Raw genomic sequence first — 16,915 nt, 5'->3', positions numbered from 1 at the left:
GTCGGGGGCCCGAACGCCCTCCCGGCCCTGCCCGGCGGGGCCGGGGCTGGGGCGCGCCCGCCCGGCCGCTGACCGGCCCGCCCGCGGCGGGGCGCCCCCGCCCCCCCCCCGGGGCCCCCCGCCGCGGGCTGCGTGACGCGGCCCGGGGCACCTGACGAAGTGCTCCCGGGCTCCTGCGCACGCCCGCTCCCCCCATCGCAGGGTGGCCGTGGGAGCGGTGCATTCCACCCGCTTACGAACATCAGTCAAGCCCTGAGGAGAACCGTGAGGACCCCCGCGAAGAGTGCGCCCGGCAGCTTCGAATGGAGCGAGCTGGACCGGCGCGCCGTGGACGTCGCCCGTGCCCTGGCCGTCGACGCCGTCGAGGCGGCCGGCCACGGCCACCCCGGCACCGCCATGAGCCTGGCCCCGGCCGCGTACCTGCTCTTCCAGAAGCTGCTGCGGCACGATCCCGCGGACCCGGGGTGGGCGGGCCGCGACCGGTTCGTGCTCTCCTGCGGCCACGCCAGCCTGACCCTGTACAACCAGCTGTACCTCTCCGGCTACGGCCTGGAGCTCGACGACATCAAGGCCCTGCGCACCGAGGGCAGTCTGACCCCCGCGCACCCCGAGTACGGGCACACCCCCGGTGTGGAGACCACCACGGGTCCCCTCGGCCAGGGCCTGGCCAACGCGGTGGGCATGGCCATGGCGGCCCGCCGCGAGCGCGGCCTGTTCGACCCGCAGGCCGCTCCCGGCGAGAGCCCCTTCGACCACACCGTGTGGGCCATCGCCTCCGAGGGCGACCTGGAGGAGGGCGTCGCGCACGAGGCCAGCTCGCTCGCCGGGCACCAGAAGCTCGGCAACCTCGTGGTCCTCTACGACGAGAACCGCATCTCCATCGAGGACGACCGGCAGATCGCCCACTCCGAGGACGTGGTGGCCCGCTACCGGGCGTACGGCTGGCACGTCCAGGAGGTCGACTGGACCGCGACCGGTTCCTACGTGGAGGACGTGCCCGCGTTGCACGCCGCGCTGTACGCCGCCCGCGAGACCACCGACCGGCCCTCGCTCGTCTCGCTGCGCACGATCATCGGCTGGCCCTCGCCGGGCAAGCAGAACAGCGGCGGCATCCACGGCGCCGCGCTGGGCGCGCAGGAGGTCGCGGCCACCAAGGAGGCGATGGGCCTGGACCCCGAACTGCGCTTCCACGTACCGGCGGAGGTCCTCGCCCACGCCCGTCAGGTGGGCGAGCGGGCCCGCCTGGAGCGCGCGGAGTGGGACAAGCGCGAGCAGGACTGGCGCGCCGGCTCCCCCGAGCGGGCCGCCCTGTTCGACCGGATCTCCACGCGCGAACTCCCCGAGGGCTGGGCGACCGCCCTCCCCGTCTTCGAACCGGGCCAGGCGGTCGCCACCCGCAAGGCGTCCGGTGAGGTGCTGAACGCGCTGGCCTCCGTCCTGCCCGAACTGTGGGGCGGATCGGCGGACCTGGCGGAGTCGAACCTCACGACGATGAAGGGGGAGCCCTCCTTCGTCCCCGAGGAGCTGTCGACCGAGGCGTACTCGGGGCACCGGTACGGGCGGACCCTGCACTTCGGCATCCGCGAGCACGCCATGGGCGCCATCCTCAACGGGATCGCCCTGCACGGCGGGACCCGGCCCTACGGCGGTACCTTCCTGGTCTTCTCGGACTACATGCGCCCGGCCGTGCGCCTCGCGGCCATGATGAAGCTGCCCGTCACCTACGTCTGGACCCACGACTCCATCGGGCTCGGCGAGGACGGCCCCACCCACCAGCCCGTCGAACACCTCTGGTCCCTGCGGCTGATCCCCGGTCTGGACGTGGTCCGGCCCGCCGACGCCAACGAGACCGTCGTCGCCTGGGCCTCCGTACTGCGGCGCACCGACCGACCCGCCGGGCTGTGCCTGTCCCGGCAGAACCTGCCCGTCCTGGACCGCTCGCCCGAGTCGGACATCGAGTCCGCCGAGGGCGCCGCGCGCGGCGGCTACATCCTGGCGGAAGCCGCGGGCGGCATCCCCGAAGCCCTGCTGCTCGCCACCGGCAGCGAGGTGCACATCGCCCTCGACGCCCGGCGCATCCTCCAGCGCGACGGCATCCCCACCCGCGTGGTGTCCCTGCCCTGCCTGGAATGGTTCGGCGAGCAGAGCCAGGAGTACCGGGACCAGGTGCTGCCGCCGCAGGTACGGGCCCGGGTCTCGGTCGAGGCCGGATCCGCGCTCGGCTGGTACGCGCTGGTCGGCGACGCCGGACAGGCCGTGGGCCTCGACGAGTTCGGCGCCTCGGCCCCCTTCCAGGCGCTGTACGAGCAGTACGGTCTGACCGCCGAGCGCGTGGCGGCCGCCGCCCGCGCCGGCGTCGCCCGGGCCGGGGGCCGGTCGTGACCACGGTCCCCGCTCCGCTGACCGCCCGGGTCCCCGGCTCCAAGAGCATCACCAACCGGGCCCTGCTGCTGGCCGCCGCCGCCCACGGCGTGACGCGGCTGCACGCACCGCTGATCAGCGAGGACACCCTCGCCTTCCGCACCGCCCTCACCGACCTCGGCATCCGGGTCTCGGGCACGGACGAGTGCTGGGAGGTCACCGGCCGGGGCGACGGGCCCGTCGGCGACGCCCGCGTGTGGTGCGCCGACGCGGGCACCGCCGCCCGCTTCCTGCCGCCCTTCGCGGCGGCCGGCCGGGGCACCTTCGTCTTCGACGGTACCGAGCAGCTCCGGGCCCGCCCGCTGCGTCCGCTCGTCGACGCCCTCACCGGGCTCGGTGCCGAACTGGACACCGTCTCCGGGGGCGTCCTGCCGCTGACCGTCCGCGCGAACGGCCTGGCCGGCGGGGAGATCACCCTCGACTCCTCCTTCAGCAGCCAGTACCTCACCGGGCTGCTGCTGTCGGCCCCACTGATGCGCGCACCGCTGACCGTACGGGCCGAGGGCCTGGTCAGCCGTCCGTACATCGAGATGACCCGGTCGCTGATGCACCACTTCGGGGCCCGTACCCGGCAGGACGGGGAGGGCGCCATCCGGGTGCTGCCCGGCGGGTACACCGCGGCGGAACTGGGCATCGAACCGGACGCGTCCACCGCCTCGTACGTCTTCGCGGCGGCCGCCGTGACCGGGGGCAGCGTCACCGTGCCCGGTCTGGGCACCGGCAGCACCCAGGGCGACCTCGGCTTCGTCGAGGTCCTGCGGCGCACGGGTGCCCACGTGGAGACCACCGCGTCCGCGACCACCGTGACCGGACGCGCGGGCGGCGCCCTCACCGGCGGCTTCGACGTGGACATGGGCGATATCTCGGACACCTTCATGACGCTCGCGGCCATCGCCCCGCTCGCCGACGCCCCGATCACGATCCGCGGCATCGGGCACGCCCGGCTCAAGGAGTCCGACCGGATCGAGGCGGTCGCCCGCAACCTCCGGGCCTGCGGGATCCGCACCGAGCAGGGCCCGGACCGGATCACCGTCCACCCCGGCCGGCCGGCCGGCGCGCGGATCGCCTGCTACCGCGACCACCGGATCGCCATGGCCTTCTCCGTCCTCGGACTGCGCGTCCGCGGCATCACCCTCGACGACCCGGCCTGCGTCGGCAAGACCTTCCCCGGCTTCCACGAGGAATTGCGCCGCCTCTTCCCCGACCACACGACACCGCAAGGGATCTGAACCACCATGGCGAACGTACTCATCGCGGGCGGAGGCATCGGCGGACTGGCCGCGGCGCTCGGCCTCGCGGGCCGCGGCCACCGCGTGACCGTTCTGGAGCGCCGGGACACCTTCACCGAACTCGGCGCCGGCATCCAGCTCGGCCCCAACGCCTTTCACGCGCTCGACCTGCTCGGCGTGGGAGGGCGGGTCCGGGACCGGGCCGTCTACATCGACGAACTGCGCTTCATGGACGGCACCACCGACGAGCGGGTCGCCTCGATGCCGCTGACCGGTGACTACCGGGAGCGGTTCGGCAACCCGTACGCCGTGGTGCAGCGATCCGACCTGTACGAGCCGCTGCTGGAGGGCTGCCGCAGCCACCCGCTGATCGAACTGCGCGGCGGCAGCGCGGTCGTCGCGTACGAACAGGGCGGCCGGGGCGAGGTGACCGCCGTCCTCGCCACCGGCGAGCGGCTCACCGGCGCGGCCCTGATCGGCGCCGACGGCATCCGCTCGGCGGTCCGCCGACAGCTGGTCGGCGACGGGGACCCGCGGGTCTCCGGGCACACGATCTACCGCTCGGTGATCCCCATGGAGCAGGTCCCCGAGGAACTGCGGTGGAACACCGTGACCCTGTGGGCGGGCCCCAAGTGGCACTTCGTCCACTACCCGATCGGCGGCGGCGCCTTCCTCAACCTGGCGGCGACCCGCGACGACGCCGCCGAGGTGGCCGTCGTCGGGCAGCCCACCGCACGCGAGCACGTGCTGAACGAGTTCCCCGAACTGGGCGACACCGCACGGCGGCTGCTGGAGCTCGGCCGGGACTGGAAGGCGTGGGTGCTGTGCGACCGCGACCCGGTCGACACCTGGACCGACGGACGCGTGGCCCTGCTCGGCGACGCGGCCCACCCGATGCTCCAGTACGCCGCCCAGGGGGCCTGCCAGGCGCTGGAGGACGCGGTGGTCATCGCCGAGTCCCTGGACTGCCCCGAGGAGGACTTCGTGCAGCGCCTCGAGAAGTACAGCGCGGCACGCCGGGAGCGTACGGCCCGGACCCAGCTGGTCGCCCGCGAGATGGGCCGCCGGCTCTACCACCCGGTGGGCGAGGGGGCGCGCGAGCGCAACGCGATGCTCGCCGCCCTCTCCGCCGACGACATGTACGACGAGGTCGCCTGGCTCCACGGGGCGGACCTGCGGTGAGGAGGCTGCGCCGGATGACGGCGCGGGCGCGGCGCACGGTGTTCCGGTATCTGGACCAGCTGCCCGCCACGCCGTCCGCACCGGGCGGCCGCCCGCCGCTCTCGCCGTAGGCGGCGGCACGCCGACGAGTGACCGGGGCCCGTGGTCCCAGGCGGCCGTCTGTCCCAGGGACAGGACCGGCCCCCTGGGACCACGGGCCCTTCGCGCGCTGTCCGTCGAGGACCGCGTGCCGGCGGGCGCAGCACGCCGGGAGCCCGGGGGAGGATCCCCCGGGCTCCCGGCATGCTCAGTGCTCAGTGCTCAGTGCTCAGTGCTCAGTGCGTCAGGCTCGGGCCGACCGTCGCGTCGACGATGGTGCGCAGCGAGACCGCGAAGAGCCGGGAGAGGCCGGGCAGGAAATCGGGATCCGACTGCGCCTTCCTCTCGGCTTCGTCGGTGAGCGTCACGCGCAGCGTGAAGGTGAGCTCGCCGTCCTTACCCTCACCGACCTCGTTGACGATCTCCGTGATGTCGGGGTCGTCCGAGGTCACGAAGGTCATGCGCATGAGGGACTTCTCGTACCAGACGCGCTCACGGGCGGTGCCGCGGTCGCTGTAGGCGATCTCGCGCAGCATGCCGTCCGGATACCGTTCCAGCACCTCACAGCCCACGATGTACGGCACGTACGAGGAGGGGTCCTCGGCCTTGTGCTCCATGCTCCGCCAGACCTCCTCGCGGTCGAGGCGGACGGGAGCGGTGGCGCCGGCGGGGCGCAGGGGGACGGTCCAGCTGAAGTGGGTCATCGGATCTCCTGGAAGGACGGGGGTACGCGCCGGCCCGGTGCCCGCGGCTTTCGCCACGGGCACCGGGCCGGCGGGGTCGGGTCAGGCGCTGGCGCCGCCGTCGGCCACCAGGTCGTGGCCGACGACGAAGCTGGCCTCGTCGGAGGCGAGCCAGACGACGGCGGCGACGATCTCCTCGGTCTCGGCCAGGCGGCCGATCGGGATGCCGCCCGTCAGGCGGGCGTTGCGGTCCTCGTCCGTCTCGCCCGGCATGAAGGTCATCTGCGTCTTGGAGGCACCGGGGCTGACCGCGTTGATGCGGATGCCGTCCTTGATGTGGTCCAGGGCGGCGGCGCGGGTCAGGTTGCTCACCGCGGCCTTGGACGCGACGTACGGGGCGACGCCCGGGTAGCGCACGTGGTCACCGATGTTGGAACCGGCGTTGATGATCGCACCGCCGCCGTTGGCGCGCATGTGGTTGATCTCGTGCTTCATCGAGTGCGCGACACCGGTCAGGTTGATCGCGATGACCGCGTCCCAGGTGCTGTCGTCGGTGTCGCCGAACGGCGCCGGCGCGGGGAAGATGCCCGCGTTGTTGTGGGCGATGTGCAGCCCGCCGTGGCGCGCGACGACCGTGTCGACCATGGCCTTGACGGAGGCCGAGTCGGTGACGTCGACGGTGATCGCGCTCGCCTTGCCGCCTTCCGCCTCGATCAGCTTGACCGTCTCCTCCGCGCTGGACGGGTTGAGGTCGGCGACGGCGACGGTGGCACCCCGGGCGGCGAACGCGAGGGCGCTGGTGCGCCCGATGCCCGAACCGGCGCCGGTGACCAGTGCGACCTTGCCGTCGAAACGTGCGGTCATGGGAAATCTCCTTGAATGGTGGTGGATCGGATCCGGACCGTCGCGTCAGTGGGTGCGCGACGGAAGGTTCGAGGGGGCCGCCGCCGCGAGGGCGACGGCCGGGCTGCGCGGCGGATCAGGAGGGCAGCTGAATGGACTGCGAGTTCCGGAAGACGTTCTTCGGGTCGTACTTCGCCTTGGCCCGCTGCAGACGCGGGTAGTTGCCCTTGTAGTAGAGGGTCGACCAGGGCACGCCCGACTTGTTCACCTGCGGGTCGATGATGTCCGTGTCCGGGTAATTGATGTAGCAGCCGTCGGTCTGCGCGGACGGCACCGGGTAACCACCGGTGGCGGAGAACACCTCGGTGTAGATGTCACGGCACCAGCCGATGTGCTGGGCATCCTCGGCCGAGTCCGACCAGAAGGTCTCGAAGAGCACCTTGAAGGCCGAGTCGCGCTGGGCGGAGGCGGTGGCGTCCGAGGCGACGGTGTTGATCTGGCCGCCGTAGGAGAGCAGCACCATGAGCGCCTGCGTGTTGGCGTAGTCCGCGCGCGTCAGGTGCGTGTACATCGAGGAGACCTGGGCGTCGGTGAAGTTCTTCTTCATGTAGCCCGACTTGTACTCGCCCCGCAGGGTGGGGTTGGTGAGCGTCGGGTTGCTGGTGCCCAGCAGACGCACCGCGGTGAACCAGGGGATCCGGGTCGGGTGGTAGAGGTCCGGCATGGCGGCGTGCTCGCCGATCGGCTCGTTCACCGGCTGGACGGAGGCCTCCACGCCGTCGGTGAGGGCCGCCAGGTAGTCCTGGAGGAGCTTCTCCGCATTCGCGACGGTGCCGTCCACGACCGTCAGGAGCCCGATGTTCCCGTTGGCCTTGTGGTTGGCGAGCATGAAGCTGCACAGGGCGTTGTTCGGGGACGACGCCGAGTTGTTCTGCTCGTGCCACGCACCGTAGTTCTTGATCAGACGGGTGAAGCCGGCCTTGTCGAGCTGGCTCCACGGGATCGCCACGGCGTTGACCAGCATGGTCTTCGGCGGCTTGGGAAGCAGCGCCGAGGGGTTGGTGCCGGTGGCCCCCTGGGAGCGGAACCAGTAGCGGGTGATGACGCCGAAGTTGCCGCCGCCACCACCGGTGTGGGCCCACCACAGTTCCCGGTTGGGGTCGTTGGCCTCGCGGGTGGCTATCTGCGCACGGGCGACGCCGTCGGAACCGACGGTGACGACCTCCACCGCGTACAGGTGGTCGACGATCAGGCCCAGCTTGCGCGACAGCAGACCGTAGCCACCGCCGCTGACGTGTCCGCCGACGCCGACGGAGAAGCACATGCCGCCGGGCAGGGTCACGCCGTACACCTTGAACAGCGTCTCGTAGACCTCGGTCAGCGTGGCGCCGGCCTCGACCGCGAAGGCGTTGTGCGCCTTGTCGAAGTAGATCTTGCTCATCTCGGTCATGTTGATCACGGCCTTGACGGCCGGGTTGTGCACGAAGTCCGTGTAGCAGTGGCCACCGCCCTGCACCGAGATGCGCTTGCCCGCGTTGTACGCGTCCTGGACCGCGGTGACGACCTGCGCGGTCGTGGAGACGACGCGGATGTAGTCAGGACTGCTCACCCAGCGCTGGTTCATGCCGCTGATCAGCTCGGGGTAGCGGATGTCGTCCGGCTTGATCGTCACCGTGTTGAATCCGGTGTCCGTCGCGGCTTCCGCCGCCGAAGCGCGCGAAGGGGCCAGGGCGCCGGAGGCGGCGGTGATTCCGGTGCCCGCCACAATGGCAGCCGCACCACCGGTGAGAATATTGCGTCGCCTGACAGATCTCAAAGCATTTCCTTCGGCAAAGAGGGGCGGTCCCCGAGGACGGGGTGATGTCATCGGCAAAGGGGGCGGGCCGCGGTACGCATTTCCGGCCTCGTGCGAGAGCGGTCTCGAAGGCGGAGAACAACCGGCTGCCCGGGCCTATTTTCGGTCGGCTCCTCGTGATGTCCCAGGGCGCGGGCCTGACTCTGTCAAGTTGTCCGCGAGCGGGCCCGGAGCACATCTGACGAAGTAATCCGGGGCGGATAGGTGCCAGGACGGAAGGGACACAGGATTTCTGCGCATATCCGTGCTCACGAAAAGAGGTGCCCGATGTTCGCCGGAACCGATCAGGCTTCACCGCCCGCGGTGCGAGGGCGGCGGGACGCCGTCCCACCGCGTTCCGCTCCCGCCTTCGCGCTGCTCGCCGCCGTCCAGGTGGTGCTGATCCTGGCCATCACGATGCTGTCGGTGGCCCTGCCCCGGATCCAGCACGAGCTGGGGCTCTCGCCCGCCGAACTCACCCTGGTGAGCGCGACGTACGGGCTCTCCTTCAGCGGGCTGCTGCTGCTCGGCGGCCGGGCCGCCGACCTCTACGGACAGCGGCGCACGTTCCTGTGGGGCACCGGCGTCTTCGCGGTGGCCTCCGTCGCGGCCGGACTCGCCCCGGACACCGTCACCCTGCTGGCCGGCCGCTTCGCCCAGGGCGTCGGGGCGGCGTTCGCCGCCCCGGCGGCCATGGCCCTGGCCGGCTCCCTGTTCCCCGAACCGGCGCGCCGGGGCCGGGCGATGGCGGTGTGGGGAGGGCTCGCACCACTGGGCGCCACGCTGGGAACACTCGCTTCGGGGGCCTTGACCACCTGGATCTCCTGGCGGTGGACGTTCGCCGTGCCCGCGGTCGTGGCCGCGGCGGCGGTCCTCGTCGCGCCGCGCCTGCTGCCACGCTCCCAGGCGGCGGCGACCGGGCGGGTCGACGTGGTGGGCGCGGTGCTCGCCACCGCCGGCCTGTCCGTGCTGAGCTACGGCCTCGTGCACGCCGCGGAAGCACCGTGGACCTCCGCGACCGTCACCGTGCCCGGCATCGCCGGCATCCTGCTGCTGGCCGGCTTCCTGGTCGTCGAACGCCGGGCCGCCGACCCGCTCCTGCCCCTGGGATTCCTCGCCTCGGGGCCCCGCGCCGGTGCACTGATCGCCGTCCTCGTCGGCTCGGCGGGCATCGCCACCATGTTCTTCCTGCTGTCGCTCCACTTCCAGCAGATCAGCGGCCTCTCCCCCCTGCTGACCTCGGCCGCCTTCCTGCCCTTCAGCGCCGTCCTGGTCGCCACGGGCATGCTCGCCGCGCGGCTGGTCAAGCGCTTCGGCCCCCGGACCGCGGTGACGGCGGGGCTGCTCATCGCCGCGGCGGGCCTGCTCCTGCTGGGCCGGACCACCGCGGACAGCCCCTACGCGGGGGCCCTGCTGGGTGGCCTGCTGCTGTTCCCCGCCGGTATCTCCCTGGTCTTCTCGGGAGCCACCGTCGCGGTCGTGGAGAACGTCCCCGACGACCGCGCCGGTCTGGCGGGCGGTCTGGTCAACACCGCGCTGGAGACCGGGCCCACGGTCGGCCTGGCGATCCTGGTCTCCCTCGCGGCTTCGCACACGGGAGCCACGTCCGGCCTGGACGAGGCGGCCCGGGCAGGTGCCACGGCCGGCGGCTACGCCTTCGCGTTCAACAGCGCGGCGGCCGGCTTCGCGGTGTGCGCACTGCTCACCGCGGTGACCCTGCGGACCCGGACCTCGGGGGACTGACGGGGGCGTCGAGCGGCGGCGGACGCCTACGGCGTGCCGAACCAGCGCAGCAGCGCGCGTTCGAGAGCGGCGGTGTCCGCCGCCCCGCCCCCGGCGCTCCAGGCCGCGTACCCGTCGGGACGCAGCAGCACGGCCTCGGCGAGCAGCTCCCCGTCCTGCGGCACCGCGCTGACCACGTCCACCCTCTCCTTCCACGGACCGGCCGTGTCACAGAGGTCGGTCCGCCCGGCCAGGTCCAGCAGGACGCCCCGCCCGGTGTGGAGCAGCGAGGCCAGCGCGACCGTGCCGTGCGGCGTCCTGAGCACCGTGTCGTGGACGAAGCGTCCGGCCACCGGGTCGTGCGGCAGCCCGACGTCGTAGTGGGTGCGCGTGCCGCTGACCAGGCCCGCCAGGTACTCGTTGACCTCGTCCATCCGCATCAGTTCACCGAACAGCTGCCGCAGCGAGTCCACCGAAGGGTCCGGGTTCATCAGCGCCACCTGGGCCCGGACGTTGTACTGCACCTCGGCGGCGACCGGATGGCGCTCGGTGCCGTACGTGTCCAGCAGACCGGGCGGCGCCCACCCCCGTACCTCGGCCGCCAGCTTCCAGCCGAGGTTGACCGCGTCCTGCAGGCCGGTGTTGAGTCCCTGCCCGCCGGCCGGGAAGTGGACATGGGCGGCGTCGCCCGCGACGAGTATCCGGCCGGCACGGTACCGCTCGGCCTGCAGTCCGGCATCGCTGAACCGGCTCAGCCACCGCGGCGAGTCCATCAGCACCCGGCCGCCCGTGATCCGCTCGGCCTCCCCCCGCAGTTCCGCCAGGGTGACCGGGGAGTGCCGGTCGGGGTGCGGACCGCGGAAGTCGTACGTCCCGACCCGGCTGTGACCGTACGGATCGACCCAGAAGATGGTCCAGCCGCGCTCGGTGCGCTGCCAGCCGGCCGGTACCTTGTGCGGCTCGCCCAGCACCACCTCGCCCATCAGGCAGGACATGGTGGGCATCGACCCGGTGAAGGGGATGCCCGCCTGCTTGCGCACCGCACTGCGGGCGCCGTCGCAGCCGACCACCCACCCCGCATGCAGTACCGACTCGCCGTCGCCTTCGGCCACCGTCACCCGCACCCGGTCGCCGAGGTCCTCGACCCCGACGACCTCGCGGCCCCGCTCCACCCGGGCGCCGAGGCGCTCGGCGCGGTCGGCGAACACGGCCTCCGCGTACGCCTGCGGACTGCCGACCAGGGCGGGGAACTCCTCGACCACGGGAGCCAGGTCCAGGTCGAACAGCCCGCCGAAGTGGAAGGGCACCCGCTGCTGGGGCCGCCGTCCCGCCGCGTGCGGTCCCGGCTGCACGGCCCGCAGGAGGCCGCGCCGCTCGAGGGTCTGCGCGGTACGCGCGTGCAGGGTGCCGGCCTTGGACTCCCCGGTCGGTGCCGGGAGTTTCTCCAGAACGGTCGTACGCACTCCGTGCTGCGCGAGTTCACCGGCGAGCAGCATGCCCACCGGTCCTCCGCCGACGATGACGACATCGATATCCAAGGCCATGGCCCACGCATCCTTTCCTCGGGGCCTGTCCCCGTCCGCGAGGACGTAAGCCCCTCGAAACATGCGACCGGTCAAGAGGCCCTGGCAATTCCGGAAAGCACACTTCGTCAGATCTGGTCTCCGGCAGCGGCCCACCGGGGACCTGAAGAAGTCCCGGTCACCTGACGAAGTGAACCGCCGTCCGTGGACCGGGCATTTCGGTGGACCCGACACTCTGGGAAGTCGGCCAAGGACACCTGGTCACCTGGTCACCGCTTACCGAGAGGAACCGATCACCTATGTGCGGCCTTGCCGGATGGGTTAGCTTTCAGCGCGATCTGACGGCGCACACCGAAATCGCGTCGGCCATGACGGGCACCATGGAGTGCCGCGGCCCGGACGCGGGTGGCCTGTGGACCTCGCCCCGAGCGATCCTCGGGCACCGCCGACTGGCGATCATCGACCTCGAGGGCGGCCGGCAGCCGATGGCCGCCGCCGAGAACGACGACACGCAGCCCGTGATCACGTACACCGGCGAGGTCTACAACTTCCAGGAGCTGCGCGAGGAACTGCGCGGACTCGGCCACGAGTTCCGCACCTCCAGCGACACCGAGGTCGTCCTGCGCTCCTACCTGCAGTGGGGCGCCGGCTTCGCGGAGCGCCTCAACGGCATCTACGCCTTCGCCATCTGGGACCCGCGCACCGAGGAACTGCTCCTCATCCGCGACCGGATGGGCGTCAAGCCGCTCTACTACTACCCGACGGCCGACGGGGTCCTCTTCGGCTCCGAGCCGAAGGCGATCCTCGCGCACGACGACGCCGAGGCCGTGGTCGATGCCGACGGCCTCAAGGAGATCTTCTCCATCGTCAAGACCCCCGGGCACGCCGTCTACAAGGGCATGCACGAGGTCCTTCCCGCCACGATCCTGCGCTTCACCCGCGAGGGCCGCACCGAGACCAGGTACTGGCAGCTCGAGGCGAAGCCGCACACCGACGACCTCGAGACGACGATCGGCACCGTCCGCGACCTCCTCGAGGACATCGTGGAGCGCCAGCTCGTCGCCGACGTCACCGTGGGCACCCTGCTCTCCGGCGGCCTGGACTCCAGCGCGGTCACCGCGCTCGCCGCCAAGGCCCTCACCAAGCAGGGCGTCACCGACCCCATCCGCGCCTTCTCCGTGGACTTCGTCGGCCACGACGAGCGCTTCGAGGCCAACGTGCAGTGGGCCGACCCCGACACCCCGTACGCGGTCGAGGTCGCCGAGCTGGTCGGCGCGGAGCACATCATCGTCGAGCTCTCCAACGAGGACATCCTCGACCCGGAGGTGCGCAGCACCGTCCTGCGCGCCCAGGACCTGCCGGTCTCCACCGGCGACATGGAGTACTCCCTGCTCATCCTGTGCCGGGCGCTGAAGGAGCAGATGACCGTCGCGCTCTCCGGCGAGGCGGCCGACGAGCTCTTCGGCGGCTACACCTGGTTCCACGACAAGGAGGCCGTCGAGTCGGGCAGCTTCCCCTGGCACCACCCCTTCGAGCAGGCCGGCGGCATCGGCGCCCTGCGCACGGTCGGCCTGTGGGACAAGCTCGGCCTCACCGAGTACGTCAAGGAGCGCTACACCGAGGCCCTGGACGAGGTCCCCCGCCTGGACGGCGAGACCGGTCTCGAGGCGCGGATGCGCGAGGTCACCTACCTCAACCTGACCCGCTGGGAGAACTTCCTGCTGGACCGCAAGGACCGCATCAGCATGGCGGTCAGCCTCGAGGTCCGCGTTCCGTTCACCGACCACCGCCTCGTCGAGTACGTCTACAACACCCCGTGGGCGATGAAGACCTTCGACGGCCGCGAGAAGAGCCTGCTGCGCGCCTCCATGCGGGGCCTGCTGCCGGACTCGGTCCTCGACCGCAAGAAGAACCCGTACCCCTCCACCCAGGACCGCAAGTACGAACTGGCCCTGCGCGAGCAGGTCGAGGGGATCCTCACCGAGGGCGCCCCGGTCTTCCAGCTGGTCTCCGAGGCGGACATCCGCAAGCTCCTCGACGTGCCGGAGGGCTCCTACGGCGTCGGTGGCCCGTGGAGCGCCCGCGCCGTGCTGGAGCGGCTCATCGAGTTCAACACCTGGGTCACCGAGTACGACGTCCGCGTCGAGCTCTGAGCGACGTCCGCCCGGCCGCCCGGCGGCGGCCGGGCGGACGTGCCGCCGACGAACTGATCGACACGACTCACCGAGAAGGCTAGAGGAAGAGGGGCTTGGACGATGTCCGCACGATTCGCTGGAAGGGTTGTCCTGGTCGCCGGAGCGGGTACCGGCGTCTGCCGGGCGACGGCCGTCGCGTTCGCCCGGGAGGGTGCCACCGTGATGGTGGCGGGACCGGACCCGGACGAGCTGGCGGGCACGGTCAAGCTGATCCGTGACGCGGGCGGGGCGGCCGACTCCGTCACGGCGGACCTGACGCGGGGCGGCTCCGACGCGGCCGTTCGGATGGTGGCGGCGACGGTGGAGCGGTACGGGGCCCTGGACATCGCGTTCAACAACGCGACCGTCACCGGACCGAACCGGCACGTGGCCGACATCCAGGAGGCGGACTGGGCGCAGACCCTCGCCGGGAACCTCACCGGGGTGTGGATGGCGATGAAGCACGAGCTCGCCCACATGGAGGCGCGGGGCGCCGGGGTGATCGTCAACACCTCCTGCGACATGGCGGCCACCGGCCGGCTCGTCGGCATGGGCGCCTACGCCGCTTCGAAGGCGGCGCTGAGCGCGCTGACGCGTACCGCCGCTCACGAGTACATCGCCAAGGGCATCCGGATCAACGCGATCAGTCCGGGGCCGGCGCACGGGGCGAAGCCCGGCGAGACCGGCGGCGCCACCGCCGAGGAGGTCGCCGAGACGGTGGTGTGGCTCTGTTCCGACGAGGCCTCCTTCGTCGTCGGCCACGACATGGTGCTCGACAAGAAGACCGTGGTCTGAGTCCGCGGCGAGCCGGAACGTCTCTTCCCGCCGGTGCGGGGCACGAGTCCGGAATTTCTACGAGGAGAGGTGCGAAAGTGCTGAGCAGGCTGCGCTGGCTGACCGCGGGCGAGTCCCACGGACCCGCGCTGGTGGCCACCCTGGAGGGGCTTCCGGCAGGCGTTCCGGTCGACACCGCGACGGTCGCGGAACATCTGGCCCGGCGGCGGCTCGGGCACGGGCGCGGTGCCCGGATGAAGTTCGAGCAGGACGAGGTGACCCTTCTGGGCGGAGTCCGCCACGGCCTGTCCCAGGGCTCCCCCGTCGCGGTCATGATCGGCAACAGCGAGTGGCCCAAGTGGGAGACCGTGATGTCGGCCGATCCGGTCGACCCCTCGCTGCTCAAGGAGACCGGCCGCAACGCGGCGCTGACCCGCCCGCGCCCCGGCCACGCCGACCTCGCGGGCATGCAGAAGTACGGCTTCTCCGAGGCGCGGCCGATCCTGGAGCGTGCCAGCGCCCGGGAGACCGCCGCCCGGGTGGCCCTCGGCGCGATCGCCCGCTCCTTCATCAAGGAGGTCGCCGGCATCGAGATCGTCTCCCACGTGGTGGAACTGGGCGCCGCCAAGGCCCCGTACGGGGTCCACCCGGTCCCCGCCGACGTGGCCGCCCTGGACGCGGACCCGGTGCGCTGCCTCGACGCCGACGCCTCGAAGGCGATGGTCGCGGAGATCGAGCAGGCCCACACCGACGGCGACACCCTGGGCGGCGTGGTCGAGGTCCTCGCGTACGGGGTGCCCGTCGGCCTCGGCTCGCACGTGCACTGGGACCGCCGCCTCGACGCGCGCCTCGCGGCCGCGCTCATGGGCATCCAGGCCATCAAGGGCGTCGAGGTCGGCGACGGCTTCGACCTGGCCCGCGTACCCGGATCGAAGGCCCACGACGAGATCGTGTCCACCGACGCCGGCCTCCGCCGCACCTCCGGCCGCTCCGGCGGTACCGAGGGCGGGCTCACCACCGGCGAACTGCTGCGCGTACGGGCTGCGATGAAGCCCATCGCGACGGTGCCGCGCGCCCTGGCCACGGTCGACGTGGCCACCGGCGAGGCCGCCGCCGCGCACCATCAGCGTTCCGACGTCTGTGCGGTGCCCGCCGCGGGCATCGTCGCCGAGGCCATGGTGGCGCTGGTCCTCGCGGACGCCGTCCTCGAGAAGTTCGGCGGCGACTCGGTCACCGAGACCCGCCGCAACGTCCGGTCCTACCTCGACCACCTGCACATCCGGTGACCGGCCACCGCACGCCCGGGACCGGGCAGCCCGTGACACGGATCCGGGTGGGCGCGAGCGCCGGCACCGATCCGTACGAAGTCCTCGTCGGGCGGGGGCTCCTGGCGGGTCCGGCCGGGCTGCACCGGCTGATCGGGCCCCTCGCCCGCAGGGTCGCCGTGATCCACCCCGAGGCGCTGACCGCCACCGCCGAGGCGCTGCGCGCCCGGGCCGGGGAACTCGGCTACGAGACCCTCGCCCTCCGGGTCCCGGAGGCGGAGGCGGCCAAGACCGCCGGGGTGGCTGCCGACTGCTGGCAGGCGCTGGGCCGGGCCGGGTTCACCCGGACCGACGTGGTGATCGGGGTCGGCGGCGGAGCCACCACCGACCTCGCGGGCTTCGTCGCGGCCTCCTGGCTGCGCGGGGTGCGCTGGATCGCCGTGCCGACCACCCTGCTGGCGATGGTGGACGCGGCCGTCGGCGGCAAGACCGGCATCAACACCGCCGAGGGCAAGAACCTCGTCGGCGCCTTCCACCCGCCGGCCGGGGTGCTCTGCGACCTGGCGGCGCTCGACTCGCTGCCCGTCGCGGACTACATCAGCGGCCTCGCCGAGATCATCAAGGCCGGATTCATCTCCGACCCGGAGATCCTCGACCTGATCGAGGCGGACCCCGAGGCGGCGCGCACGCCCGCCGGACCGCACACCGCCGAGCTGGTCCGCCGCTCCATCCAGGTCAAGGCCGACGTGGTGGCCGGAGATCTCAAGGAGGCCGGCCCGCGGGAGTTCCTCAACTACGGGCACACCCTCGCGCACGCCATCGAGAAGAACGAGCGCTACACCTGGCGGCACGGCGAGGCCGTGGCCGTCGGCATGGTCTACGCGGCCGAACTGGCCCTGCTCGCCGGGCGGCTGACCGAGGCCGAGGCCGGGCGCCACCGCGCCGTCCTGACCTCCGTGGGCCTGCCGGTCGCCTACCGCGGCGACCGCTGGCCCCGGCTGCTGGACACGATGCGGCTGGACAAGAAGTCCCGCGGCGACCGGCTCCGCTTCATCGTCCTCGACGGCATCGGCCGCCCCGCCGTACTGGCGGACCCGGCCCCGGAGATGCTGGAAGCCGCCCACGCGAAGATCGCGGCGCCCCGCCCGCCGGCCGCGGCTTCCGCCTCCGCCTCCGCTTCCGCCTCC

11 protein-coding genes and 1 pseudogene are annotated in these 16,915 nt (G+C 72.3%); 8 read left to right on the top strand and 4 right to left on the bottom strand.

All coding sequences use genetic code 11. The annotated features are described in order from the left end of the window. Positions 1-264: 264 nt before the first annotated feature. The 3 genes from tkt to ACIA8F_RS14315 are packed head-to-tail and all read left to right on the top strand — an operon-like array spanning position 265 to position 4,832. Positions 265-2,382 (top strand): transketolase, encoded by a 2,118-nt coding sequence (gene tkt, locus ACIA8F_RS14325; protein ID WP_399378647.1) that lies wholly within the window; start codon positions 265-267, stop codon positions 2,380-2,382. After that, positions 2,379-3,650, top strand: coding sequence for a 3-phosphoshikimate 1-carboxyvinyltransferase (aroA, locus tag ACIA8F_RS14320; protein WP_399378645.1), 1,272 nt, complete (start codon positions 2,379-2,381; stop codon positions 3,648-3,650). The genes tkt and aroA overlap by 4 nt, the downstream gene beginning before the upstream one ends. A gap of 6 nt (positions 3,651-3,656) precedes the next feature. Further along, on the top strand, positions 3,657-4,832 hold the full coding sequence (locus tag ACIA8F_RS14315) for a 3-hydroxybenzoate 6-monooxygenase (protein ID WP_399378644.1): 1,176 nt from the start codon (positions 3,657-3,659) through the stop codon (positions 4,830-4,832). A 314-nt stretch (positions 4,833-5,146) separates the two neighbouring features. Here ACIA8F_RS14315 and ACIA8F_RS14310 read toward each other — a convergent pair whose 3' ends face one another. From ACIA8F_RS14310 to ACIA8F_RS14300, 3 genes are all read right to left on the bottom strand, one after another. Next, positions 5,147-5,614 carry an AtaL-like protein gene (locus ACIA8F_RS14310; protein ID WP_399378642.1) on the bottom strand — a complete coding sequence of 156 codons (468 nt, stop codon included), beginning with the start codon at positions 5,612-5,614 and terminating at the stop codon, positions 5,147-5,149. A gap of 81 nt (positions 5,615-5,695) precedes the next feature. Further along, complete coding sequence (locus tag ACIA8F_RS14305; RefSeq protein ID WP_399378641.1) at positions 5,696-6,457, bottom strand: SDR family NAD(P)-dependent oxidoreductase; 762 nt, start codon at positions 6,455-6,457, stop codon at positions 5,696-5,698. A 115-nt stretch (positions 6,458-6,572) separates the two neighbouring features. Continuing rightward, positions 6,573-8,201 carry an FAD-dependent oxidoreductase gene (locus ACIA8F_RS14300; RefSeq protein ID WP_399378639.1) on the bottom strand — a complete coding sequence of 543 codons (1,629 nt, stop codon included), beginning with the start codon at positions 8,199-8,201 and terminating at the stop codon, positions 6,573-6,575. Between the two features lie 357 nt (positions 8,202-8,558). On the opposite strand from ACIA8F_RS14300, the gene ACIA8F_RS14295 reads away from it, so the two are divergent. Beyond that, positions 8,559-10,013: an MFS transporter gene (locus tag ACIA8F_RS14295; protein WP_399378637.1), complete on the top strand. Its 1,455-nt coding sequence runs from the start codon at positions 8,559-8,561 to the stop codon at positions 10,011-10,013. A gap of 26 nt (positions 10,014-10,039) precedes the next feature. On the opposite strand, the gene ACIA8F_RS14290 is transcribed toward ACIA8F_RS14295, so the two are convergent. Beyond that, positions 10,040-11,536: an FAD-dependent monooxygenase gene (locus ACIA8F_RS14290; protein ID WP_399378636.1), complete on the bottom strand. Its 1,497-nt coding sequence runs from the start codon at positions 11,534-11,536 to the stop codon at positions 10,040-10,042. 278 nt (positions 11,537-11,814) lie between these two features. On the opposite strand from ACIA8F_RS14290, the gene asnB reads away from it, so the two are divergent. From asnB to aroB, 4 genes and pseudogenes are all read left to right on the top strand, one after another. Then, the gene (asnB, locus tag ACIA8F_RS14285; RefSeq protein ID WP_399378634.1) at positions 11,815-13,668 is read left to right on the top strand and encodes an asparagine synthase (glutamine-hydrolyzing); all 1,854 of its coding nucleotides are present in this window, start codon (positions 11,815-11,817) and stop codon (positions 13,666-13,668) included. Positions 13,669-13,770: 102 nt separating this feature from the next. Then, the gene (locus ACIA8F_RS14280) at positions 13,771-14,484 is read left to right on the top strand and encodes an SDR family oxidoreductase (RefSeq protein WP_399378633.1); all 714 of its coding nucleotides are present in this window, start codon (positions 13,771-13,773) and stop codon (positions 14,482-14,484) included. A gap of 80 nt (positions 14,485-14,564) precedes the next feature. Then, positions 14,565-15,749, top strand: coding sequence for a chorismate synthase (gene aroC / locus ACIA8F_RS14275; RefSeq protein ID WP_399378792.1), 1,185 nt, complete (start codon positions 14,565-14,567; stop codon positions 15,747-15,749). Next, positions 15,746-16,867: pseudogene (aroB, locus tag ACIA8F_RS14270) on the top strand (3-dehydroquinate synthase); the annotation flags it as partial. The gene aroC and the pseudogene aroB, both read left to right, overlap by 4 nt. Positions 16,868-16,915 lie beyond the last annotated feature (48 nt).

The organism is Streptomyces sp. NPDC051563, from assembly GCF_044454225.1.
Lineage (GTDB): Bacteria > Actinomycetota > Actinomycetes > Streptomycetales > Streptomycetaceae > Streptomyces.
The sequence above is the reverse complement of the archived record's forward strand: the minus strand, read 5'-3'. Positions and strand labels throughout refer to the sequence as shown.